General features: G+C 41.1%; 26 protein-coding genes, 1 pseudogene and 1 riboswitch. Of the genes and pseudogenes, 9 read left to right on the top strand and 18 right to left on the bottom strand.

Annotated features, from left to right (window positions below):
- Positions 1 to 6 precede the first annotated feature (6 nt).
- Positions 7 to 126: pseudogene (locus CSV75_RS16505) on the top strand (helix-turn-helix transcriptional regulator); the annotation flags it as partial.
- 71 nt (positions 127 to 197) lie between these two features.
- Here the strand turns inward: CSV75_RS16505 and CSV75_RS16500 are convergent.
- From CSV75_RS16500 to CSV75_RS00675, 3 genes are all read right to left on the bottom strand, one after another.
- Complete coding sequence (locus CSV75_RS16500; protein WP_099636854.1) at positions 198 to 713, bottom strand: QueT transporter family protein; 516 nt, start codon at positions 711 to 713, stop codon at positions 198 to 200.
- A 154-nt stretch (positions 714 to 867) separates the two neighbouring features.
- On the bottom strand, positions 868 to 1623 hold the full coding sequence (locus CSV75_RS00680) for a 3-oxoacyl-ACP reductase (RefSeq protein ID WP_099674335.1): 756 nt from the start codon (positions 1621 to 1623) through the stop codon (positions 868 to 870).
- Between the two features lie 55 nt (positions 1624 to 1678).
- Positions 1679 to 1900 (bottom strand): DUF2829 domain-containing protein, encoded by a 222-nt coding sequence (locus CSV75_RS00675; protein ID WP_029052786.1) that lies wholly within the window; start codon positions 1898 to 1900, stop codon positions 1679 to 1681.
- 191 nt (positions 1901 to 2091) lie between these two features.
- A riboswitch (purine riboswitch) is annotated at positions 2092 to 2191 on the top strand.
- Positions 2192 to 2242: 51 nt separating this feature from the next.
- Here CSV75_RS00675 and CSV75_RS00670 point away from each other — a divergent pair.
- Positions 2243 to 3406, top strand: a complete 1164-nt coding sequence (locus tag CSV75_RS00670; RefSeq protein WP_099636852.1) for an MFS transporter — start codon at positions 2243 to 2245, stop codon at positions 3404 to 3406.
- Positions 3407 to 3470: 64 nt separating this feature from the next.
- The gene (locus CSV75_RS00665; RefSeq protein WP_233189595.1) at positions 3471 to 3788 is read left to right on the top strand and encodes a DUF3784 domain-containing protein; all 318 of its coding nucleotides are present in this window, start codon (positions 3471 to 3473) and stop codon (positions 3786 to 3788) included.
- A gap of 15 nt (positions 3789 to 3803) precedes the next feature.
- Here the strand turns inward: CSV75_RS00665 and CSV75_RS00660 are convergent, their stop codons facing one another.
- Positions 3804 to 4328 carry a hypothetical protein gene (locus CSV75_RS00660; RefSeq protein WP_233189594.1) on the bottom strand — a complete coding sequence of 175 codons (525 nt, stop codon included), beginning with the start codon at positions 4326 to 4328 and terminating at the stop codon, positions 3804 to 3806.
- Between the two features lie 83 nt (positions 4329 to 4411).
- Between CSV75_RS00660 and CSV75_RS16615 the strand changes: the two genes are divergently transcribed.
- Positions 4412 to 4540, top strand: coding sequence for a hypothetical protein (locus CSV75_RS16615; RefSeq protein ID WP_255397318.1), 129 nt, complete (start codon positions 4412 to 4414; stop codon positions 4538 to 4540).
- A 56-nt stretch (positions 4541 to 4596) separates the two neighbouring features.
- On the opposite strand, the gene CSV75_RS00655 is transcribed toward CSV75_RS16615, so the two are convergent.
- The 4 genes from CSV75_RS00655 to CSV75_RS00640 all read right to left on the bottom strand — a co-directional run bounded on the left by CSV75_RS00655 (position 4597) and on the right by CSV75_RS00640 (position 8786).
- On the bottom strand, positions 4597 to 4974 hold the full coding sequence (locus tag CSV75_RS00655) for a PH domain-containing protein (protein WP_099636849.1): 378 nt from the start codon (positions 4972 to 4974) through the stop codon (positions 4597 to 4599).
- Positions 4975 to 5198: 224 nt separating this feature from the next.
- Positions 5199 to 7106, bottom strand: coding sequence for a PTS fructose transporter subunit IIABC (locus CSV75_RS00650; RefSeq protein ID WP_099631467.1), 1908 nt, complete (start codon positions 7104 to 7106; stop codon positions 5199 to 5201).
- 16 nt (positions 7107 to 7122) lie between these two features.
- Complete coding sequence (gene pfkB / locus CSV75_RS00645; protein ID WP_099631466.1) at positions 7123 to 8037, bottom strand: 1-phosphofructokinase; 915 nt, start codon at positions 8035 to 8037, stop codon at positions 7123 to 7125.
- A complete protein-coding gene (locus CSV75_RS00640; RefSeq protein ID WP_099631465.1) occupies positions 8034 to 8786 on the bottom strand; it encodes a DeoR/GlpR family DNA-binding transcription regulator in 753 nt (250 codons plus the stop codon). Before CSV75_RS00640 ends, pfkB begins: the two co-directional genes overlap by 4 nt.
- A gap of 117 nt (positions 8787 to 8903) precedes the next feature.
- On the opposite strand from CSV75_RS00640, the gene CSV75_RS00635 reads away from it, so the two are divergent.
- The 3 genes from CSV75_RS00635 (at position 8904) to CSV75_RS00625 (ending at position 11582) form a co-directional block, all read left to right on the top strand.
- Entirely contained in the window at positions 8904 to 9170 is a 267-nt protein-coding gene (locus tag CSV75_RS00635) for an HPr family phosphocarrier protein (RefSeq protein WP_099636845.1), read from the top strand.
- Entirely contained in the window at positions 9170 to 10885 is a 1716-nt protein-coding gene (gene ptsP / locus CSV75_RS00630) for a phosphoenolpyruvate--protein phosphotransferase (protein ID WP_099674334.1), read from the top strand. The genes CSV75_RS00635 and ptsP overlap by 1 nt, the downstream gene beginning before the upstream one ends.
- Before the next feature lie 283 nt (positions 10886 to 11168).
- Positions 11169 to 11582, top strand: coding sequence for a hypothetical protein (locus tag CSV75_RS00625; protein ID WP_099674333.1), 414 nt, complete (start codon positions 11169 to 11171; stop codon positions 11580 to 11582).
- A 47-nt stretch (positions 11583 to 11629) separates the two neighbouring features.
- Here the strand turns inward: CSV75_RS00625 and CSV75_RS00620 are convergent, their stop codons facing one another.
- The 8 genes from CSV75_RS00620 to CSV75_RS00585 all read right to left on the bottom strand — a co-directional run bounded on the left by CSV75_RS00620 (position 11630) and on the right by CSV75_RS00585 (position 18869).
- Complete coding sequence (locus tag CSV75_RS00620) at positions 11630 to 12337, bottom strand: hypothetical protein (RefSeq protein ID WP_099674332.1); 708 nt, start codon at positions 12335 to 12337, stop codon at positions 11630 to 11632.
- Positions 12338 to 12363: 26 nt separating this feature from the next.
- A complete protein-coding gene (locus CSV75_RS00615) occupies positions 12364 to 16005 on the bottom strand; it encodes a cupredoxin domain-containing protein (RefSeq protein WP_099674331.1) in 3642 nt (1213 codons plus the stop codon).
- Positions 16006 to 16022: 17 nt separating this feature from the next.
- Positions 16023 to 16310 (bottom strand): hypothetical protein, encoded by a 288-nt coding sequence (locus tag CSV75_RS00610; RefSeq protein ID WP_099636840.1) that lies wholly within the window; start codon positions 16308 to 16310, stop codon positions 16023 to 16025.
- Between the two features lie 15 nt (positions 16311 to 16325).
- Entirely contained in the window at positions 16326 to 16616 is a 291-nt protein-coding gene (locus CSV75_RS00605; protein ID WP_099674330.1) for a hypothetical protein, read from the bottom strand.
- Positions 16606 to 17259 (bottom strand): hypothetical protein, encoded by a 654-nt coding sequence (locus tag CSV75_RS00600; protein WP_233189593.1) that lies wholly within the window; start codon positions 17257 to 17259, stop codon positions 16606 to 16608. Before CSV75_RS00600 ends, CSV75_RS00605 begins: the two co-directional genes overlap by 11 nt.
- 111 nt (positions 17260 to 17370) lie before the next feature.
- The gene (locus tag CSV75_RS00595) at positions 17371 to 17949 is read right to left on the bottom strand and encodes an SCO family protein (RefSeq protein WP_233191558.1); all 579 of its coding nucleotides are present in this window, start codon (positions 17947 to 17949) and stop codon (positions 17371 to 17373) included.
- Between the two features lie 30 nt (positions 17950 to 17979).
- A complete protein-coding gene (locus CSV75_RS00590) occupies positions 17980 to 18441 on the bottom strand; it encodes a hypothetical protein (RefSeq protein ID WP_099636837.1) in 462 nt (153 codons plus the stop codon).
- Positions 18442 to 18449: 8 nt separating this feature from the next.
- The gene (locus CSV75_RS00585) at positions 18450 to 18869 is read right to left on the bottom strand and encodes a hypothetical protein (RefSeq protein WP_099636836.1); all 420 of its coding nucleotides are present in this window, start codon (positions 18867 to 18869) and stop codon (positions 18450 to 18452) included.
- A gap of 256 nt (positions 18870 to 19125) precedes the next feature.
- Between CSV75_RS00585 and CSV75_RS00580 the strand changes: the two genes are divergently transcribed.
- Together CSV75_RS00580 and yfkAB are read left to right on the top strand one after the other, a co-directional pair.
- Positions 19126 to 20100 carry an SEC-C metal-binding domain-containing protein gene (locus CSV75_RS00580; RefSeq protein ID WP_099631462.1) on the top strand — a complete coding sequence of 325 codons (975 nt, stop codon included), beginning with the start codon at positions 19126 to 19128 and terminating at the stop codon, positions 20098 to 20100.
- Positions 20101 to 20121: 21 nt separating this feature from the next.
- Positions 20122 to 21225, top strand: coding sequence for a radical SAM/CxCxxxxC motif protein YfkAB (yfkAB, locus tag CSV75_RS00575; protein WP_099674329.1), 1104 nt, complete (start codon positions 20122 to 20124; stop codon positions 21223 to 21225).
- A gap of 50 nt (positions 21226 to 21275) precedes the next feature.
- On the opposite strand, the gene CSV75_RS00570 is transcribed toward yfkAB, so the two are convergent.
- Together CSV75_RS00570 and CSV75_RS00565 are read right to left on the bottom strand one after the other, a co-directional pair.
- Complete coding sequence (locus CSV75_RS00570; RefSeq protein ID WP_099674328.1) at positions 21276 to 22061, bottom strand: MetQ/NlpA family ABC transporter substrate-binding protein; 786 nt, start codon at positions 22059 to 22061, stop codon at positions 21276 to 21278.
- A 127-nt stretch (positions 22062 to 22188) separates the two neighbouring features.
- Positions 22189 to 22629: a hypothetical protein gene (locus CSV75_RS00565; RefSeq protein WP_099631459.1), complete on the bottom strand. Its 441-nt coding sequence runs from the start codon at positions 22627 to 22629 to the stop codon at positions 22189 to 22191.
- Positions 22630 to 22636 lie beyond the last annotated feature (7 nt).

Here is a 22636-nt window from a genome sequence, read left to right as displayed (position 1 = left end):
TAGCTGATGAGTTACGTGATCAAAAATCGAGTAAAAGAATTGCGTGCACGAATGGATATAACACAAGGAACACTTGCAGGACAAGTTGGAGTTACACGGCAAACGATTGTGGCATTAGAAAAAGGTAGTTATACTAAGCATATTTTGAGTAAGATAGAAAGAGAGCATATTCACAAAATCTGCGAATATGCTCTCTTTTATTTGGACAAATCTATTTTTTTATTCAATGTGTATATAATAACTCCGCCAATTGTCATAGATAATAACTCACCGATTCCCGCTGTCAGCCATGTAGCCCAAAATGGGAAACCAAGCAAAATTGTCAATTGAGCAGCAATTGCGCACATAGACAATGCAAACACAATAGCAGTGATCACCATTTTGACGATATCATTTTTAATTTTCTTTGTCAGCGCACGACATATTAATAATGCGACTAACGTAGCCATAGAGCCAATCGGCACATCCAATATCCATGTGGGTGACATAAAGTTTGCGAACATGACACCTAGCGTGACACCGATTACGTATCGTTTATTATACAAAGCCAGATAATTGAACATCTCTGACAAACGCAGTTGGATTGCGCCAAAACTGATAACCGCAAAAACAAATGTCACCGCCACATACAAGGCTGCGACAAGAGCTGTTTTGGTCAGTTCATTCACCGTACTCTTACTCTTAGGTGAATCTTTTACATAAGACATACTCATTTTATTTTCTCCTTTATGAAACAGCCTAGTTGCTGTTCCAGTAATAACTACGACCAAAGGAAGAAAGAGCCTATCGCTCGATCAAAAGTGCCGTAGTGCAAACAGAATTTGCTTGCTTCGGTATTATAACAGAGTTCCCTATAATACAAAAGCTTTATTTTGCTGTCCATCCCCCATCAATCGGAACAACCGTCCCATGAATATAATCAGCCGCTGAACTAGCTAAGTATAAGGTTAAGCTCGCGACCTCACTCGGCTGTGCCCAGCGCCCTGCAGGTGTTTCCTCCGCTACCCACTTTGCCATTTCACCATCTCCTGCGAAATCCGCTTGGTTCATCGGAGTCTGAATTGCGCCTGGTGCAATCGCGTTCGCACGAATTCCCTCACGGCAGTAATCCATGTCCAGTTGCTTTGTATAACCGATAATGGCATGTTTGGATGCCGTATAGGCTGCCCCGCCACCACCGGCTACAAGACCTGCAATGGATGCCATATTGACAATGATACCTGACTTGCGCGCGATCATATGTGGCAATATTTCATTCGTCATAAAATATGTACCTTTAACATTCGTATCCATAATTTTATCCCATAATGCTTCATCAGTATCCAAAGTTTTCGCAAAACCGTCCAGTACACCTGCTGTGTTTAATAAAATGTCTATTTTACCAAATACTTTACATGCTTCCTTCACCACATGTGCTACATCATTCTTTACACTGACATTGCCAATCGTATAGGCAAACTGTAACGGATACTCTTGTTGTAATTTCGAGAGACCCCCTTCATTTATATCAAACGCAAAGACATTTGCTCCATTCTCTAAAAATGCTTTGGCTTGTGCTTGACCAATACCTGAAGCTGCACCAGTCACTAGAACTGCCTTCTCTGTAAATTCTTCAAATTTCATAATATCCTCCTATGTAAAAAAGCCCATGATGGCTCATGGGCTTCGATTCATTGTATTATTCTACGATTACCCAATCTTCCGCAAGCAAGTCACAAACAGTTGGTGTGAACATGGTGTATCCTTCACCCGTTACGTCAATCACGAAATAAGGATTTAACTTCTTGCCGTCCTGTTCGCTCTCTCCTACTAGTTTCACATATAACTCCGCTCCACCCCAGTTGCTACGGATTACTTTCTCTCCAGCTTTCAAACGTGGCAATATTTCTTCAAATGTCATGTATATCCATCCTTTATCACTGTATTAATTCGGACAAGTTTATCGGGAAAAGTATACTTGATTATAATCATTTTTACAACTTGAGACCATTGCAACTATCCTATTGAGCAGAATGAATGTACCTTTTACTTTAGATTACTAACTGTCTAACTTGCCATATCTCACATTCCATGATAAATTGAACAATAGAAAATTTCATTACGGAATCAACATGTATAACCTCGATAATATGGTTCGAGGGTCTCTACCAGGAACCGTTAAATCCTGATTACAAAATCATTTTTGTAATCAGGATTTTTCTATTCAAAAAACTGTGTTGAGACACTAGTAGGAGGAATTGTTTTGGATTTACGTGTTTTATTATTGGCAGTGTCCGCTATTACTGTTGGGCTAGTAGAATTGGTGGTCGGTGGGATTTTGCCCGTCATTGCTGATGATTTAAATGTTTCAATTGCAACAGCCGGACAACTAATTACAGTATTCGCTCTCGTGTACGCGGTAGCAGGACCTGTGTTATTATCACTAACCGCGAAAGTAGAGCGCAAGAAATTATATTTACTCACGCTTTTTGTATTTTTATTAGGAAACATTCTGACATATTTTAGTCCAACATTCGGTTTAATGATGGCAGCCCGTGTTTTGACAGCTGCAAGTGCGGCACTCGTCATTGTGCTGTCGCTAACGATTACAGCACGTATGGTGGAGCCTAGAGTCCGAGCAAAGTCACTTGGCTATATTTATATGGGAATCAGTTCTTCACTTGTGCTCGGTGTACCGATTGGGATTGTTATAACAAATGCTTTTGGATGGCGAACTGTATTCCTAGGCATTTCACTTTTGACAGTCGGTTCAATTGTATTGATTTCCAAGTTTCTAGAGAAGATTCCTACTGGCGAAGTACAGCCGCTTTCCGTTCAAATTAAAGCATTGGCGAATAAAAAGATTTTCTTTGCTCATATGGCAACGATGTTCATGCTCGCAGGTCATTACACCGTGTATGCATATTTTACACCGTTCCTAGAGACCACGATGCAATTGAGTCCATATTGGATTAGTGTATTCTACTTCTTATTTGGACTAGCGGCTGTAGCAGGTGGAGCATTTGGCGGCGGACTGGCAACCCGTCTTGGTTCCAAGAAAAGTATTTTACTCATTCTTGGTGCATTTGCGATTAGTTTATTCATCCTGCCTTACTCTACATTCTCGATTCCACTATTCATCATCTTCATGATGGTTTGGGGCGGATTGAGCTGGGCGTTGGCACCAGCACAACAGGATTACATTATTCAAAGTGATCCGGTCACATCCGATGTGCACCAGAGTTTCAATAACTCGGCCTTGCAAGTCGGAATCGCGCTTGGTTCTGGTGTCGGTGGCATCGTGTATAGCCAGACGGACACTGTGACGAATATGCCCGCTGTCGGCGGTATACTTGTCATCATCGCATTCATTTGTGCGGCTATCTCGTTATCGATGACTAGAAAGACTCGTCAGGCTACCGGTTAATCAGGTAGAATAGAGTGAACTCGTTACAGAGTTCACTCTATTTTTTATGAAACGAGGGATGATTATGGTCGGCTTGCTACTGGATATCGTCATTCTACTTGCATTTATTGTGTACGGTATCGCACTTTGGCAAGGGAAAGGTGCATCACTGCTTTCGGGCTACAATACGATGCCCATGGAGAAAAAGATGCAGATCAATGAACGTGCGTTATGCAAATTCATGGCGAAGATTATGTTCTCTTTAAGTTTTTGTGTCGGTTTGTTCGCAGTTAGTGAACTGCTGAAGAATGATATATATTTCATAGTGGGGCTATCACTTTTTGTGGCAGTACTCGGCTTTGCATTGATTTATGTGAACACTGGAAATCGATTTAAAAAATAAAATGAAGCGCTTTTTCTAACGTTTTGACACCTCACCAATTTGCTCCATCATGTCCAGTACACTTTTTAGGAATGCGTCGATTTCACCCATATGTTCTTCAGTTAATTTTGGTTTGAAATGAATGTTGATCCGGTTCATGAACCCTGGCTCTGTTTGTTCATGGCGGAAGCTGAGCGTTTGTGTGTAACTGACATCGTTTTCCCATACGGTACGAAGAATACACGCAATCTCTTCACATTCTTTATCTACATCTTGAATACATGTTCGGACGAGCAATGTAAGCAGGCAGCCTGGATCCGTGCCTTTAATTTCAAGTATTTCATCCGCCAAATCCTTGAGTGAAGAATGTAACGTAAGATCGACGAGGACAGTCGGAAAGCCAACTTTTGAAAAACGAATGGTACACTCCCTAGCCATCATCGCTAAATCCAATTGATCACTACGATGTAAAATATGGACTGCTTGTTCCAAGTTGTCCAAGTCATACAGATGATTCTCAAATGCAACTTTTAAGTTTTCAAATACGGTTGGATCGTACATGTCATGGCCTCCTAATTTCTCGTATGTATAGGTTGAAACGATTTAGCCACTATAGATGTAAACTAGGAAAGGAAGGTATGTAGATGACAAATAAAGATGCGACGCTTGCGGAATTGAGCACCGATGATTTACATGCACTGAATCGCTTGGAAGATAAATTAGGTGTGACACTTATTGCGTATGAAAACGTTACATCACCAAAAATGAAGTAAGGATGAAGTGGCACTTTCTATTACAGAAAGTACCGCTTCATTAAGTGTAATGTAGTTTAAACACAAACCGTTGCTAATATTTTTTGAATATCATAAATAGCTTTATCTTTTCTAAACTGTTTTTCAATATGTGGAGTCAGTGAGCTTGATATCCAGATTTTCAATTCTGCATCCATATCAAATGTACCCGCAGTTTCTACACTATAATGGGAGATGCTTTTAAATGGCACCGAATGGTATTCCACTTTCTTTCCTGTGATTCCTTGCTTATCAACTAGTATTAATCGCGTTTTCGTAAATACAATTAAATCGCGCACTATCTTAAACGCAGCTTCCACTTCTTCACCTTCCGCCAGGATCAATTCCAGTTCTTTCTCCACTTCTTCATTGTTTACGACAGAAGCATTCCCTAAGAGTCCATCAAACAATCCCATGTAGCTATTCCCCTTTTCGATAGTGTTTTGTCCTCAACGTTCCCACATAGTTAAAAATTCCTTCATACTTTATATTGTAAAATTTCCCCGACCCATACAAATATATGCATCTTACATAGTTTACCATGTTGCGGTAAGATTGGATATAAAGAGTAAAAAGCTGGCCACGCTATGTCAACTAACGACATAGCGCGGCCAGCCGTTACTAGTTATATCATTTGATATCAAACAGGCTTCTTTCGTAACAAGCCGGCAATTAGGCCTGTAATGACCGAACCAATAATTATTGCGGATGCATACAGTAGAATCTTACTGATTCCACCTTCAACGAGTCCCATGACAAAGATTCCTCCGTGAGGTGCACGTAAAGCGATATCAAATGCCATCGTTAATGCACCTGCAGTCGCAGCCCCAACTACCGAAGCCGGAATAACTCGCAATGGATCAGCAGCGGCAAACGGAATGACACCTTCCGTTATGAAGCATGCCCCGAGCACATACGCCGTTTTCCCTGCTTCACGCTCAGTCTTTGTATAGCGATTTTTAAATAATGTAGTCGCGATCGCCATACCAAGCGGTGGCACCATTCCGCCAGCCATTACTGCAGCGATAAATTGGAAGTTCTGTGCGTCAAGCATGGCAATTCCAAATGTGTATGCCGCTTTATTGACCGGACCTCCCATATCGACAGCCATCATTCCTCCGATGACTAACCCTACCAAAATTTGATTCGTACCGCCCATCCCTTCAAGGAAAGCGGAAAATCCTGTGTATAGCTTGGCCAATTGTGGATTGATAAGCAACATAATTAATCCTGTCGCTGCAATACTAAAAACGGGATAAAATAGCACGGGTTTTAATCCCTCTAGTGAATTAGGTAAACGAGCAAATAGTTTCTTAACGAGTAAAGTAATATACCCTGCCAAAAACCCTGCAATAAGACCGCCTAAAAATCCTGAACCACCGCCTACTCCATCTACGCCTGAAACGGTGATGGCTATCAGACCCCCGATCATACCGGGAGCAAAACCAGGACGATCGGCTATGCTTGAGGCTATGAAGCCAGCCAATACAGGGACCATAAGGAAGAATGCTTTTCCGCCACCAATAGTATTAAGCATAGCAGCAAAGGCATTGTATTCAGGACTGTCTGGATTAGAAGATTCGATTCCCCAGAAGAAAGAGAGCGCTATCAAAATTCCTCCACCAACGACGAACGGAAGCATATTTGATACACCATTCATCAAATGTTTATAAAATCCATTCTTCTTGTCACTCGATGAGGTATCTTCCTGACCTTTTTCTAGCTGATAAATCGGTGCATCTTTTTTAATCGCTCTGTCGAGTAATGTATCCGTTTCATAGATAGCATCTCCAACTTTCGTCTGGATCACATGTTTCCCAGCGAATCGTGCCATCTCCACTTTCGTATCTGCTGCCACAATAATGGCATCCGCTTCTGCTATTTCTGCATCCGTTAATCTATTCTTCACACCCGATGAACCGTTTGTTTCTACCTTTAATGAAAGACCACGTTCTTTTGCTCTCTCATTCAATTTTTCGGCAGCCATATAGGTATGCGCTATTCCAGTCGGACAAGCCGTAACCGCTAGCAAACGTACCGCTGATTTCTCTTCTTGCTTGGTTTGTACATCTTCTGTTACCTCTTCATCTAACTCCGACTCTTTATCATTAACCGCTTGCAATACGTCCGCTGCTGTTTGTGCAGACAAGATTTTATCGCGAAATGAAGTATCCATCAAAAATGTCGCTAATCTAGACAGTGCATCTAAATGGTCGTCGTTCGCCCCTTCACTCGCTGCAATCATGAAAAACAAATGTGCCGGTTGGCTATCGAGCGAATCAAAGTCCACACCTTCTAAAGAACGGCCAAATGCGATAGCAGGCGTCTGAACAGCAGCTGACTTCGCGTGTGGAATAGCGATTCCTTCACCAATACCCGTTGTGCTCTGACTTTCGCGATGCAGAATATCATTCGTGAACTGTTCTTTGTCACGTAACTTCCCTGCATCATATAACTGCTGAATCATTTCGGACAAAACCGTATCCTTCGATCTAGATTGTAAATGAAGGTTGATTGTATCCTCTGTCAATAACTGTGTGATTTTCATAGAATAGCACCTCTTCCTATAATTTCGTAATGATCACTTGACTCAATAATGACTCAACATCTTCCTTTTCACATAAATCGGACTGGAAAGCGGTGGCACTACCGCTAGCAACTCCATATCTAAAAGCATTTCCCGCATGTCCATCTTTGGAGAAGGATGCGATAAAACCTGATACTAGTGAGTCCCCCGCACCTACCGAATTGACGAGCTTACCTTTTGGTGCAGTGGCTGCCAATGTTTCGTTAGCTGATACATAGAGCGCCCCTTCTTTGCCCATCGATATCACCACATGTTGAACACCTTCACTTACTAGTTTTTTGGCATAACCAACTGCTTCTTGTTTACTATGAATGGGCTTACCAACCAATTCTCCAAGTTCCTGTTCATTCGGCTTGATTAAGAATGGCTTAGTTACTTCCATGATCTGTTTCAAAGCAGGTCCTGATGTATCCACTACAAACTTCACTTTATTTTTTTCACAAAGTGCGGCAAGTTCAGATAAGAATGACGAAGGTAGAGACTCTGGTATTCTTCCTGCAATCACTAACCAGTCATTTTCAGTTAGTCGTCCAATTCGCTCAAGAAGATCTTGAATATTTTTTTCATTTAAACTCGGCCCAGGCCCATTTAACTCCGTTTCATCAGTGGATTTAATTTTCACATTGATTCGGGTAATATCTGCGGTGCGAATAAAATCAGTTTTTATACCTTCTTTTTGTAAAAAGTCCTCAATATAGTCGCCTGTGAAGCCTCCAATGAAACCGCATGCTACCGTATCTACACCTAGTCTGTGAACTACCCGTGATACGTTAATACCTTTTCCTCCTGGATAGTAATACACTTCATTTGTACGATTCAGTTCTCCACGCTCAAAATTAGATAAGTAAGCAGTATAGTCTACTGTCGGCATGAATGTACATGTGAAAATCATTTCTGTACCACCTTTACTAACGTTTTTTCTTCTAGTTCATTTAGAATATCATCTGGTATTTCGTCAATAAGCAACACTGCTTCTTCTATAGATAAAAATTTAATGAAACTGTTTCTATTCACTTTGGAATGATCCGCCACTATATAAGTAGTTCTTGATTGCTCTGCTGCCAAACTTTTCACAGTGACCTCATCAGGATCTGGCGTCGAATATCCGTGAACAGGATCAACCCCATTCGTACCCAAAAAACATTTATTGAAATGATATTGTTTCAACGAGTTCCTAGCTTGTTGCCCAACGAGCGCACCTGTCGTAGCTTTGACATGGCCTCCAATTAAATAAGTGGAAATGCCATACTCAGTTAGTGATTCCACATGTGTCAGCCCATTTGTTACCACCGTTATATTACGATCTTTTAGAAAAGGTATCATGTGAAACGTAGTTGTCCCCGCATCAAGATAAATGAAATCCCCTTCTTTGACTATACTAGCTGCCAAGGATGCGACTTTTACTTTTTCTGAGAAATATTTTTCCGACTTGGCTGAAATGCTTAGCTCTTGCATATCTCGATCTGGCATTGTGGCCCCACCATGAATACGTTGAAGTTTATTGAGCGTTTCGAGTTCAGTTAAATCTCTTCGAATGGTAGATTCAGATGCGCCGGTTGCCTCTACTAATTCCGTAATCTTCACCGTTTTATAAGTAGCCAATTTTTTTAAGATTAATTCATATCGTTCATTTGTCAGCATGCGCAACCCACCTTTTCTATCAATAACAACATATTACTTGAATTTTTCAATAAAATCTATCATAATCATTCATAAGCAGTCAAAAACATTCAAAACAATTCATAGGAGGTTATCGTAATGATAAAAAAACAATTCGTATTTCGCAATGGTGAAGGGCTTCACGCACGTCCAGCTGCCCAATTGGTCGCTGCCGCTACTCCTTTCAAATCAGAACTTTCACTTGAATATAAAGAAAAGAAGGTAAATCTAAAATCAATTCTTGGTGTGATGTCACTTGGTGTCGCTGCAGGATCTACCATTACGTTAATTGCAGATGGGGATGATGAAAAAGAAGCAATGAATAAGTTGGAGGAATTATTACGTTCTGAAGGCGCAGAAGACTAATGGAAAAAATCCTTCAGGGCATAGCAGCCTCCAATGGTATTTCTATCGCCAAGGCCTTTCGTCTAGAAAATGCTGAGTTGACTGTACTGAAGGAATCCATTTCAGACGTGTCAGCGGAGATAAATCGTCTACAAATCGCACTTTCCCATTCCCGATCAGAATTGACGACTATTCAGAAACAGACACAGGAAAAGTTCAGTGATCAGGAAGCAGCTATTTTCAGTGCACATTTACTCGTTCTCGACGATCCAGAATTACACGCTGCTATTACAGATATGATTCAAACGCAACACGTGAACGCCGAATATGCGGTACAAGAAGCGGCAAACTTATACGTGTCCATTTTCGAAGCGATGGACGATCCATATATGAGAGAACGTGCCGCTGATATTCGGGATGTGACGAAACGAATCCTTTCCCATTTGCTTGGCGTAAGCATTCAAACACCCGAAGATATTACACAAGAGGTCGTTATCATTGCGGAAGACTTGACGCCTTCTCATACTGTTCAACTGAATCCCGAACTGATTAAAGGATTTGTGACGGATATTGGGGGGCCTACTTCTCACTCTGCAATTTTAGCGAGAACACTGGAGATTCCAGCCGTTGTCGGAAGCAAAACGGCAATGGCTACGATTCAAAACGGCGAAATCATTATTGTTGACGGGGAAGTTGGGAATGTTATTGTGAACCCTGACGCAGATACATTAGTCGACTATCAAAAAAAGCAACAAGCATTTGCTAAGCAAAAGGCAGAATGGCAATTGCTTGCGCATGAACCTACTATCACGCTTGATGGTCATCGCGTTGAATTAGCAGGAAATATTGGAACTCCTGACGATGTTGAAAGTGTTTTAAAAAATGGCGGGGAAACCATTGGTTTATTTCGCACGGAGTTTCTTTACATGGAAAAAGAACAATTTCCGACCGAAGATGAACAGTTCGAAGCTTATAAAAGTGTGTTAAAACAAATGAACGGAAGCGCTACCGTTGTTCGAACTCTGGACATTGGTGGAGATAAAGAATTATCTTATTTACAAATACCGCATGAAGCCAATCCATTCTTAGGTTTACGAGCTATTCGCCTATGTCTCGATAATGAAGATATGTTTAGAACGCAGCTACGTGCGTTATTGCGTGCTAGTATATATGGAAACTTGCGGATCATGTTTCCAATGATTACAACAATTGATGAATTCAGGCAAGCAAAAGAAATATTCTTAGACGTAAAACAACAACTCATCAGTGATAAAGTCGAGGTAAACGAAACGATTCAACTCGGTATTATGGTTGAAACGCCGGCTGTGGCTATATTGGCTGATGTCTTTGCCAAGGAAGTAGATTTCTTCTCAATTGGTTCAAATGATTTAATTCAGTATACGATGGCCGCTGATCGGATGAATGAAAACGTATCTTACCTTTACCAACCATATAATCCGTCAATTTTGCGCTTTATTAAATTGATTATTGACGCGGCTCATAAAGAAGGTAAAGCAGTAGGCATGTGTGGAGAAATGGCACGTGACGAAACGGCAATTCCTATATTGCTCGGGATGGGATTAGATGAGTTTTCCATGAGTGCATCTTCAATACTTCGTGCACGTTCACAAATTCAGAACCTGTCTAAGACCGCTTTGGAAAGTCAGATAGATCATATTCTTTCCCTGTCTACCGCGGACGAGGTCTTACAATTCATCAAGAGTTTAGATAACTAATACTATGTAAAGGAGCACTCTTTGAATCTACATGATTCGAAGAGTGCTTTTTAATTTTCCCAACGTCATTTCGTTATGTATAACATGCGAACTCGCCTCTTCGTTTGTACACTACGCCATATAAATATTATGAAAAAGTAAGTGTCTGGATAGTTGATTGAAATACATTCACTATTTATTTTTAAAAATGAATCCCTAGACTCTATAACTTTCTTAGGTTGTTACATTATCTCACAAGTGCCAGATATTCATATACTACAAAGAACAGTGGGAGGTGAATGCTTTGAGAAAGCCAGTTAATTGTAAATGTGATGAGAAGAATTATTGTCGGAAGCACTGTAAAAAATACTGCACCCGTTGTAGAAAAGACTTATGCTGTCCGTGCTTTATGGTTCGTTTAGGCGGTCTGCAAAACGGTCTTAACTTTCGTTTGCGCCAAATGGTTTGTTGTGAAGTAGAGTTCCAGTTAAACAATGATGAAATCGTTGAGGGTACTATTGTTTTTGTTGGCTCCAATTTTGTCGAGTTATTCATAAACGGGAAACCGGAAGATTTGTCTATAGACCCTGATTGTACTGATAAGTTAATAGGAATGAAAAGAGGACATCCCATCGGGGAAACATTGCTATTTCCAATCGACAAAATATCATCTGTAAAGACACTAGGGGGTTGCCCTTCTAAAAACCCTACCAAGTAATATAAAAAATCAAACAACCAGTCCCCGAGTTTACAGGGACTGATTGTTTATTTACTAATTAGGATATGACCAATATTTCGGATTGAAATGATCCTTGTGTCATTAGCCAACTTCAATACAATCGACTCTTTATTCAAATTCACAAGTACGCCTTCGAACAGTACTGCACCCACTCTTACTTTTATGGTCTGGTCCACAAACAACAGCAAATAGACCGCTAATGGAATTTTGAAGAATAGCTGAATAAGTTCTGGAGAAGAGGCAACGACTTTTCCAAACTGAAATGTTAGCTTCCTACGTAAATGTGGGTCGATATTCTTTAAATTGGCCTTTGGCAATTGTTCAGAATAGTAGCCCGAGGATTTGACCGATTCAATCTGCTCGTATGGTACGATGATTTTATAATCTTCTCGGCTTAGTAGGATGAAATCATATGCCGCCCTCATCACTACTCCGGAAATGGTTTCATTTAAAGGATTTATTATTTCTACTTCTAGACCAATCAGCCCGTCGAAAGCCCGTTGAAACGTTTCTTGAATGGACCGGTTATCGTCAAGTGCTAAATCCAGTAATAACCGATTGGTTTCTGCAATTTTCTCGTCTACTTCCTCACGTTTTTCAAGAGGAAGACAGCTTTCTGGAGATGGCAATTCTGGACTTACTGCCCGTCTAGGAAAGCATTTTTTTGGTATAAAGAAGTCCGGTTTTTGCATTTGTTTTTTCTGCCGTTTTTTCTTTATTCTTTTGTTCCCCATTTTTACACCTCCTATTTTTCAACAGACTAGTTATCTAGTTTTGGGAGATGCGTTTTAAGCTCTTTGAACACTCTCATAATCCCCCACATCCCTTGCTCGATATCCCAGCGAATGTTTCCTGACCGATACATGAAGTCTCCGTAGAATCCGCTATAAGCTCCTGCACCGCCAAGCAACTCTAAATTTCTCTTAGCTCCCGCAACATTAAATCCGACATAGGATTCTGTCCGTGAATGAATATTTTTCGAATCAAATTTCCAACGGTGACCGTGCAGGTGGAATGTATGAGTTCTTCGTCTTTCAGCAGGTGTAACTAATCGAATAGTGACTGGATCTCCCACATAGCTTTCGAATACAGGAGTAGAAGGATCACCAAAAACGTTTGAGCTAAATACATCATGAATTTTTGCATGCTGCCGATAACGATTAATCAGGCGCTCGCTTCGGTAGTTAAAGCCGCGTGATCCCTGATCATACGTATCGAGCAAATCTCCGTCTATCTCTGGCGGAGCAAGCAAAATACCGTCCACAGGATCAAAAATGACTTGGTTATTTTTATCTAGCAGCCTTACACCGTCATGCATCACAATTACGAACTCCCTTGTATCTGGTAAGTACGGATTCCGCAGGATTACATTCGCTCCTGTTGACACTGGCTGCAATGTATATGGATCCAAATATTCCGTTCCCCTAGGCTCAGCAATAAACGCTCCGAACGCGCCTTGCGAACGGTGATTGCGAATATCTGCCATATCCCACATGCCACACGCACCAACAGCGGAATCGACATACCAACGATATGTTCTAGATTCACCCGGACCAACAGTTTGATCTCCATTAAATCCTACCGTCTCTCCGGCAGATGTCTTCACATCATAATCAAGTAATTGGGCATGAAGGGAAATACGTAGAGATGGCGGATAAAATGCTTGCTCCTTCACAATCGGATATGGAGAGATTCCGTCTTTGAACGGGAACAGCTCTGATTTCAGATAGCTAGTTAACGTAACATCGACTGTATCCCCAACGTTGCCACGTAAAATGAGAGGTACCGGTTCCATTTTACCTTCCCGTATCGCTTCCATATTCTCACGCAATGCAAAAATAATGCCATTCGGATCATGATCACCGAATGAGTTATACTTAATCGAAGTTTGAAAAGCTACGACATCATATTTTCGCAGGGGCCCTTCCACTATATCTACAGTTGGATCTGCAGCTGATGGCGGTTTGTTACCTGTACATTCCGGCACAGGTTTTGAACGCTCTTCCGGTTCGGGCCGATCTGGCAGTTTGATTAGTTCAGGAACTTTTTCATCGAACGCGCGAATCAGACCCCATAGACCATTCCATAAATCCTCTTCGGTTTCAAATGTCCATAAATAATCACCCGATCGTGGCACATGGGTCTCCAATGTGAATGATTCGGATATGCCTATATGCTGCTGGTTTTCCAATCGGGAATATAGATCTCCACGCTCATGCAACCAACGTAAACCATGCACATTAAAGCTATGAGATTCTTCCTGTGCCCCTTGCAGTAGTCGAATCCGTATCGAATCTCCCTTGTAGGCTTTAAAAATCGGGGTGATTGGATCTCCTTTTACATATGAGCTGAAAGTATAAGCCGGATCGCAGTCTTTGCCTAAGCGAAATTGCAATGGTTCATTTTTATAGTTCACTCCAAACAGTCCTGGATCATCGGCAGAACCTGGGAATGGCGGAGGTGCTAATGGTTTACCGTCTTTATTGAATAAGTGTGTGAAGTCTTGTGCAAATATCGCAAAGTCTCTGTAATCGGGAATCAGTGGGTTGATACAAGTGATTTCTGTTCCTTGATATGATTCTTCGCCAGTCGATGAATCCAGATAATTAGAAAAACGCGGATGCACGACCCCTGTTCCAAAGACGCCATGTTGCTGATGGGAACCAGGGAATAAATGGTCATGGAAGAACCATGCTTTTAGCTCTGTATCTGCATAATAAGAGTATTGAATTGTTTCACCTGATAAAACGGAAGAATCATAATTCCAACCGACATTCGCACCATCATTTACTAGCACATCAAACTTTACAAAATGGATATGCATACCGGCTTCGTAAGTTCGTGTGACGAGTTGGAAGGCATCGCCATCTAGGATATGCGGCAATCGGTTCGTGAAATTGATTTGATAGCGCGTATGACTTGATGCATGGATGACGAGCGGTTCGGGTGCTTTTTTCCCCGAGCAAATATCCTCCAGATCTTCGTCAAGTACGAAAATTCGTCCAGTTGGATCATGCCAACCTTCACGGTTATACATAAGGGGTATCTCAATTAAAGATATGTTGAACTCCTTCACAGGTGCCCCTTCAGGACACGGATCGGTAAAAACAGCACCCGGTCGGGGATTTGCGATTGCTGCGTTCTTCTCTAGTTCAGTCAGCCCTCTACCTCCGACAATCCCCATTGGTGGACGAGGTGCTTTCATACCGACTTTTCCTGGAATGAAATTCGGGAAACCAGGTTTCATTTTGGTTGGTTTAGGCGGTGCCGGTCTGTCGGGAAGAGGCTTAAGTGACTTGATTGGAACCCCGTTTGGATAGCACTGACTGCCATCTTGAAGAGTATTGAAGACTCGGTTCATCCCCCACATCCCCGCGACGAAATGCGGATATAGATGACAGTGGATAACTGCATCACCGAAAGAACCTTGCAAGCTGCCAAGACCGTAAAGAGGCTGGATTGTATAATGGCTTTGTGGACTAATGGCTTGCGCATCCAAAATTTCTGACGCCAAATCACTTGGATCGCTGAACCATTGGTTAACGTGATAATGGAATACATGTGTTTCCTTTACTCCGCCATGGAAAAGCCGTATTTTTGCAGGGTCACCGACATAACCTCGCAAAATCGGCGTGGACGGGTCACCGAATACCCATGAATCATGGTGTACTTCCTCACCTTCGCAGTTCGGACAGACAACCCCTTCCGCAACTAATTGTTCACGTCTATTTTCCGGTTCATAACGGTAATTAGCGCCGTGGAATGACTCTTCCTCTTGATTGGAGAAATGATTAATTGGCCTGTTACCTGTTAAATCATTCACTTCCATTTCATCTGTAAACATCCACACATACTCTCGGAAGGAAGGTAGTAAAGGATGATGGACATCTGCATATTGGCCACTGTTCATCGGCTTGCCTGTTTCTGGATCAGTCCACCAAGAGAAACGGCTTTGTACACATAAGCCTCCTACCAGGCCATTTGAGTTGGAACCATTCTGATCACTCGAGACATTTCCAAGATCGGAAAAGAAATAGTTCCCTTCTTTCATTAAGTGCAGCTTATATAGAATTTTTTCACATGGAGCTATAGTTGTATCTTTATTGAAGCCAACATTCGCTCCGTCCGATTGGCAAACATCGTATTCTGCTTCCTGAAAATGCATACCCGCATGGAAAGGAAGTTTGTTTTCAAAGAGAATTTCCACGGTATCTCCTTCATTCGCCCGGATAAAGAGCGGCTGAACGAGATCAACAGGCATGAAAGGATTTTTCTTTACGAGCCGCTTCACTTTTTCTTCATTTTCCTTGAGCACATACATCATGCCATTCGGATTGTGGTCACCAAACGTGTTCAAGACAATCCGTATGGGGATGGCTACTACATGGTAGCGTCTCTTCACTCACTTCACCTCATTTTCTACTCTTTTAATTCGGGGATTTTAATTCCTGTTTCTGTTTCGATATAGAAGACTTCAATTGAGTCGATATGCACAAACCATGTTTTTCCTTCCAATGCAGGGATAGACGTTATTTGAACTTTTATTTCCACAAAATCATCTACCACACTAATAATTTCTCCTATAAACATAAACGGAAACGCTTCAGTCAGAATTAAAACTTTCTGGCTTATGTTCTGACTAAAGTGAGTACTAATCCCTTCTTTACGAATTATATTAATCGGCTGACATTCAGTTGGTTGTGTCATGTATCCATCTCCTTTTTAAGTTAACGGAAAGACTAAATCACAAGGCACTTCTGTCGAGAATGAAACAATGTTCTCCAGGGGGATACTGATCGGTGTCGGAAACTTATAAAAAGGGGCATTCACCATTTTGACAGTAACAGGCGTTAAGGTAAGATGCCCTGCCCCCACTTCCGAAACAGTACCGCAAAAAACCGGTCTGAATACTTGACCTAATAGATTTAGCTGCATCGCGTGAGTGATAATGAGTACTTCTGTATTTAATAAACCCGAGAAATCCTGGGATTGAATACATTTTTTATTTTTCATTGTCCATTCCTCCTTTTACCTTTTTATCTAATGATCGGATCAGCGTCCACATCTCTTTTTTCAAAAATGAAAATAGGGAAAGAGTAGATGCAAAGCGAATCTTATCTAAAGGAATTTTGCGCACTACGCCAAAGCTCATGAGCTCCAAATCGCTCTTTGTCGTATTCACGATTTTTCCGCTGACCGTTTCTTCGTGTAAGACGACTTCCACTCTTGTTCCTTTCCATGAAAGAAGGTTGGTCCGAAAAGACTCCTCGAAAAATTGTTGGACGAGTGCTTCCCTTTTGTTGACGGTCTCACCAAATCGGAGTGTAAGCTTTTTTTGCAATTCATTATCATATAAATGATGCTGATACGTATTCGAATAAGAGGGAAAACCAAAGGGGATATTTGCTGTTTCAATATACGTGTAGGGGATCCAAATTCGTTTCTGTAGATTCGTTAGCATAATAAAATCTCTGCCGATTGCTGCGACTTTACCTTCTGTTTCCAAACAGCTGTCAATCTCCCCGGATGATGAAATGACAACTTGCTGATTTCGTTTGCTTTTGAAGAACTTTTTGAGTGTCAATGATTTCCTAAGTGGTTCATGAATTCCGGCTATTTTAAATAAATTTTTCTGGCCGATATAATCTGTCAACACTCTCGTTTGTTCATCCGGTCCATTACTCGTTGGTGAGGAAAATTCAGGATTTCTACTTGATTTCTTTATAAAGTTCGCCTCCCTATCCCCAATTCAAAAGTACTGCTATAACTATTTGATTAGTTGTTGTAGATGATTAGCGATTTCTTCGATTGCTACTTTATTTTTCCGTGTTGCCATATTATGTTGTGCTCGTATCGAATCTTTATCGTCGACAATATACATAGAAGTTGAATGGGTAACGAATCCATCTTCATTTTTGTCGTAATAGAAATTCAGATAGTTTGAAAACGCTTTAGTCGATTCTTCTGTGCCCCTAAAAAACAACCAGTTAGGGTCTTCAATATTAAATAGTTTTTTATATTGCACTATTTTATCTTCCGTATCATATTCAGGATCCACGGTGATAGCTATGATAAAGTATTTATCCTGAGAGATTCCCCTATCTTCCATTACCTCTTGCAAAGCTGTCAGATCCAACATAGTAGTGGGACAAACATCGGGACACTTTGTGAAGAAAAATGTGACAAGCTTTGGTTTCCCCTGGAAGTTTGTCTTGTTCTCGCCCACCTCTGTAAAAGGCCATTCAGCTACTTTTCCAATTTTGGGTAGTTCCACCGCTTTCGACCACATCGCATATAAAACCAAAAAAACGATAGGTAGCATTAATAGGATGATGGATTTTTTCACTATTTTTCTCCTCTCATGCCCAAACTATCTTCACCCTCTCATCGAATAGCGGATGAAGAAACAAACCAACGAATGGGAAAAGGCAATAAATATAGTTAGGATAAAAAGATTACTCTCAATCAATGAATTAGAATCAAGGGGGATATTGCAAAGCGCGGGATTTTTCAACACTGCACCAAGCATCATGCCCATTACTCCCCCTATCACGCCGTTATAAAGACCATTTAATGAAGCAGGTGCTTGAATAAGTGAACCGAATCGCCAACCTATACACACGCCAAGAAATATTGGCAATAAATACGTAGCCATTTGAATATCTGGCAACAATAATTCTAAGTACAATGCTGTGGAAAAAGAAGAGATGGACGCAATCGCCATACAAATTGTTTTTGTGAATCGGTCGTCAAACAACAATCCTTTCTTCTTTACTATTCGATAGTTGGCTAGTATTTCACCAACACACCACATGAACAGCAAGAGTAGAAGTAGCATAACCCCCTTCACGCCCTTTTAATAGAAATGAATAAAATACCTAAGCAACCGATGAAGAATGCATGTAGAAACCAGATAAATAGCATTTGCATCTCTATAACAGTGCCAATCATCGGTGCCATTAGCCCGACAATCAGACCATTCGTCAAACCAGTCACAAACGTCTGATAATCAATCAGCATACCAAACCAAGCTCCTACTACTCCTCCAATAATCGCCGAGAGTAATGTAATATACGTAAAGTGAAACGGCAAATGTGTGATAAGCATGATCCCAAACAACAAAGCGGCCATCCCGCCCATAACCATGCTCATATTCATACCTAAATGGAAACCTACCAATTTCCTCACTTTTCTAATGTACATATAAAAGCCAGTGATTAGACAGATGTCTGCATACAATAAAAATAGCAAGATAGACTGCTCCATAGGTCACCTCGAAATAGCATATGGAAGAAGAGACAAAATAGTAACCTATTTATCCAATATTTCACCAGATATAAAGTAAAATTTATACTGCATACTATCCCTTCTCCCACATATTTAAGTACTCTTCAGTTCTGTTATATAGTACACAATAAGTGAAGATTTCACTGCCGTTTAATCAACACACAAATATCATGCGAACTCGCCTCGCGTTTGGTACACTTAGATATGTAGTAATTTTAATAAGGGAAGTGTTTTAATGGTTGGACGTAATGATCCATGCCCATGTGGCAGTGGAAAGAAATATAAAAAGTGCTGCGAACGAAAAGATGCGGTGACAGTTGAGGATTTGTTGACAGATGAAATGGAGCACTTATTGCAAACATTTTATGATATTCATCCCCAGCGACCAGATATACCGGCGTTCGTGGAATTTGCTAATACATGGAAATCTTCATTGAATAGTTATTTACCACAAGAAATGATCGAAACGATTGCGCTTGACGAATTTTTCTTCCATAAACGAAGAGATATTTGGGACGACTATGTGGCAAAGCAGAAGAAAAAACATATTCGACCATCTATTCTAGAATTATTGGATAGATGGTCAGAGCCGCGTGTATTTATCGGTGAAGTAACTGCTGTCGGGAATACTTATTTAACAGCTACAAGTATTCTTGGTGATGAAACGATTGAATTGTGGAAAGAAAGCGATAAGCCTATTCCTGTTGGTGTGCACTTCTATTGCTTCATACTTTCTGATGGTACGTCTGAAGGTAATTATCTAGCAGTCTCCAGTTTAATCTTCTTCCCGACTGATCATTCGGAAGCAATCAAACAATTTGCCAAAACACTTGCGGATACTGAAAATCCTTCGCTAAAAGAATCCATCATGAAGTTCTGGATAGCGCTTGGTGAAAGCGGCTATACCGGAGATGAGTTTACTGAATTTGAAGCAGGCGTTATAGAGTCGGCTGATGATTTTTTACAGCAACATGACCGAGAATCGGAGGCATTGCTTGAAGTGCTTGAAGACTTCTTAGTAGATAAGCAGCCAAAAGCACGTAAAAAACTAGCGATTGCAGCGGGCGCAATCCGTTATGGACAAGACAATAATTATTTTGAACCACTCGATATGACACTAAAAGAAATCGCGGAAGCATTCGATGTTTCTACTTCTTCGATGAGTAAATACGCGAAGGATTTGGCGGAATATGCTAGCGATAAAAATTAATTGGTATAAGGAGTTACGTACATGGTACTTTCACATTCCCGTCTACTAGATGCATGGGAAGCGTATCAAGATGTAGAGTTGCACGGTAAACAAGTTCTATCAAGTATAGAATTCACGACGACATACTTATGCAATATGCGTTGTGAACTCTGTGCCGTTGGATATATGCTACAACCGAAAGATCCACAAGCATTACCCATCGAATTGCTGTTGCAGAGATTGGATGAAATCCCCCACTTGCGAACGATTAGCTTAACAGGTGGCGAACCGATGTTTTCGAAGAAGTCCGTCGAGCAGTATGTCGTACCGCTATTGCAGTATGCACATGCGCGCGGGATTAAGACGCAGGTGAATTCAAATCTTACTATGCCTATAGAACGTTATGAATTAATTGCACCCTATTTGGATGTACTGCATATTTCACATAACTGGGGTACGGTCGATGATTTCATCGATGGGGGATTCGCTCGTATGGAACGCAAACCGCCACGTGAACGTCGTGTAGCACAATTCGTACGCATGATTGAAAACAGTCAAGCATTGTCTGAAATGGGTGTAATGGTGTCAGCGGAAACTATGCTGAATCGCCGAACATTGCCTCATTTACAGACGATTCATGAACAAGTCGTCCATGAAATGAAATGTGGACGCCATGAAATACATCCCATGTATCCTAGCGATTTCGCTTCGTCATTGGATGTGCTCACTTTGGACGAAACACGTATCGCCATGCTCGATTTGCTGTCCTACCGTGATCCGCAAACTTGGATGCTATTTGGAACATTGCCATTTTATAATTGCAGTCACGACGCGAGAGATCAAGAATTATTTACGAAACTTGCAGCAAGTGAAAACGTCACTGTACGAAATGATCCAGATGGTCGTTCCCGGTTGAATGTCAATATGTTTACCGGAGATGTGATCGTGACAGATTTCGGAGATGTTCCGCCACTTGGAAATATTCAAACCGATCATTTAACCGATCTATACGATAAATGGCAACAGCATCCATTAGCGAAAAGCGTAAGCTGTCACTGTCCTGCTGTGCGTTGTTTGGGGCCGAATTTACTCGTAAAAGATGCCTATTACCCTGATATAGACTTTTTGAAGCGACAACAAAGATAAGTTAGACGAAAAAACCACGTATGGCTCCCAGTTGAGTCCATACGTGGTTTTTATTTTCCGAAGCCTTGGAAATGTTCATCAATAGCTTCTTGGAATGTTTTCGATGCTACTGCTTTTTTAATCGCTAGTGCAAAATCCTTTTCACGATCTTCTTCTCTAACTGCAACAATATATTGCAACTCTTCATCCAGCTGTTCGTGCACCAGTGCATCATACAATGCCATTTCATTGACCATAATATAATTATCCGGAATAATTGCCAAATCACCGCTTGCCATAGATGGAATCAGCTGAGCAATCAAGATGGGCTGGATGTTTAGGTTTTTCGGATTACTCTCAATTTGTTTTTCTGTAACCGCATAAGTTGGTGCTTTTGGATCTATTGAAATTAACCCCTGCTGTTCAAGGAAACGTAGGGCTCTTGCCGTGCCTAGTTCATCATTCGGAATAGTAACCCATGAACCATTTGGTATATCGTCCATCGATGTCAACGAGTTGGAGTACAAGCCAAGACCCACACTCGGAACTTCCGTTAAAGCCACTATCGGCAAATCATATTGTTCGTTAAACCGCTGAAGATTGATTTGTTGTTGGTTGATGTTGGCGTCTATTTCGCCATCAGCCAACGCTTTATTTGGTTCGATTAAATCTACGTACGTTTCGATTTCAACTGTGTAACCTAGCTCTTCAAGTGCCGGTTTTAATGCCTGATCGATAACTTTTGCATAAATTCCTGCTGTCGTGCCTATTTTTATTGTTTCATTGCTACCGGTTGGACTGCATGCCGTCAATAGCAACCCAAAGATCGTCAGTAGACCGAGTAATTTCATTTTCATCTTCAAATCGTTCCTTTCAAAAAACTGCTATCTTCATCATATTCGCTGTAATTTTTACTGTCAAACCAAATCCTACAATAAAAAAGATGTGCAACAATGTACACATCTTTTTGCTCGCTATGTAATTTTACCAGACTGCCGGTTTTTGTACCATCAGCCAAAGCATCACCATCAGCAGTCCAATATAGATCCAGGCAGTGCGTTGCAACTTATTGACCACTGCTTCCCTATCATTGCTTGGTTCATGGAATCTTTTCAATACAGAGGAGAAACCAGTTGCCAAGAAGAATCCGGACAGCAACATGACGCCTATTGTGAGAATAACCCACGAGGTGTTCCATGGCCATGGACCAAATAAAATTAATAAGATACCGGTCACAACAAGCACATGGCCTGAGTGCATAACGAGTCGTATAATGACCCGGATAAACGCAAGATAGATGTCTTCCGCTTCTGCTTTAGCAGTACGTAGCCGACGTATTAATGGCAGTAGGAGAAATAATGGGCCTACTGAAATTACAGCCGATACTACGTGCGCATAGACAATCGCTCCGTAATAATAGTTCATTTAAGAG

Origin of the sequence: Sporosarcina sp. P18a, from assembly GCF_002743135.1 — a bacterium.
In the GTDB taxonomy this organism is placed as follows: domain Bacteria; phylum Bacillota; class Bacilli; order Bacillales_A; family Planococcaceae; genus Sporosarcina.
The sequence above is the reverse complement of the archived record's forward strand: the minus strand, read 5'-3'. Positions and strand labels throughout refer to the sequence as shown.

Excerpts from the sequence above, each read along its gene's own strand:
- CSV75_RS00565 (WP_099631459.1), bottom strand. The coding sequence starts at position 22,629 with ATGAACTATTATTACGGAGCGATTGTCTATGCGCACGTAGTATCGGCT.
- CSV75_RS00620 (WP_099674332.1), bottom strand. The coding sequence starts at position 12,337 with ATGGGGAACAAAAGAATAAAGAAAAAACGGCAGAAAAAACAAATGCAA.
- CSV75_RS00605 (WP_099674330.1), bottom strand. The coding sequence starts at position 16,616 with ATGAAAAATAAAAAATGTATTCAATCCCAGGATTTCTCGGGTTTATTA.
- CSV75_RS00660 (WP_233189594.1), bottom strand. The coding sequence starts at position 4,328 with ATGTACGATCCAACCGTATTTGAAAACTTAAAAGTTGCATTTGAGAAT.
- pfkB (WP_099631466.1), bottom strand. The coding sequence starts at position 8,037 with ATGATTTTCACATGTACATTCATGCCGACAGTAGACTATACTGCTTAC.
- CSV75_RS16500 (WP_099636854.1), bottom strand. The coding sequence starts at position 713 with ATGAGTATGTCTTATGTAAAAGATTCACCTAAGAGTAAGAGTACGGTG.
- CSV75_RS00580 (WP_099631462.1), top strand. The coding sequence starts at position 19,126 with ATGGTTGGACGTAATGATCCATGCCCATGTGGCAGTGGAAAGAAATAT.
- CSV75_RS00570 (WP_099674328.1), bottom strand. The coding sequence starts at position 22,061 with ATGAAAATGAAATTACTCGGTCTACTGACGATCTTTGGGTTGCTATTG.
- CSV75_RS00585 (WP_099636836.1), bottom strand. The coding sequence starts at position 18,869 with ATGGAGCAGTCTATCTTGCTATTTTTATTGTATGCAGACATCTGTCTA.
- CSV75_RS00610 (WP_099636840.1), bottom strand. The coding sequence starts at position 16,310 with ATGACACAACCAACTGAATGTCAGCCGATTAATATAATTCGTAAAGAA.
- CSV75_RS00590 (WP_099636837.1), bottom strand. The coding sequence starts at position 18,441 with ATGCTACTTCTACTCTTGCTGTTCATGTGGTGTGTTGGTGAAATACTA.
- CSV75_RS00655 (WP_099636849.1), bottom strand. The coding sequence starts at position 4,974 with ATGGGATTGTTTGATGGACTCTTAGGGAATGCTTCTGTCGTAAACAAT.
- CSV75_RS00665 (WP_233189595.1), top strand. The coding sequence starts at position 3,471 with ATGGTCGGCTTGCTACTGGATATCGTCATTCTACTTGCATTTATTGTG.
- CSV75_RS00680 (WP_099674335.1), bottom strand. The coding sequence starts at position 1,623 with ATGAAATTTGAAGAATTTACAGAGAAGGCAGTTCTAGTGACTGGTGCA.
- CSV75_RS16615 (WP_255397318.1), top strand. The coding sequence starts at position 4,412 with ATGACAAATAAAGATGCGACGCTTGCGGAATTGAGCACCGATGATTTA.
- yfkAB (WP_099674329.1), top strand. The coding sequence starts at position 20,122 with ATGGTACTTTCACATTCCCGTCTACTAGATGCATGGGAAGCGTATCAA.
- ptsP (WP_099674334.1), top strand. The coding sequence starts at position 9,170 with ATGGAAAAAATCCTTCAGGGCATAGCAGCCTCCAATGGTATTTCTATC.
- CSV75_RS00640 (WP_099631465.1), bottom strand. The coding sequence starts at position 8,786 with ATGCTGACAAATGAACGATATGAATTAATCTTAAAAAAATTGGCTACT.
- CSV75_RS00635 (WP_099636845.1), top strand. The coding sequence starts at position 8,904 with ATGATAAAAAAACAATTCGTATTTCGCAATGGTGAAGGGCTTCACGCA.
- CSV75_RS00675 (WP_029052786.1), bottom strand. The coding sequence starts at position 1,900 with ATGACATTTGAAGAAATATTGCCACGTTTGAAAGCTGGAGAGAAAGTA.
- CSV75_RS00650 (WP_099631467.1), bottom strand. The coding sequence starts at position 7,106 with ATGAAAATCACACAGTTATTGACAGAGGATACAATCAACCTTCATTTA.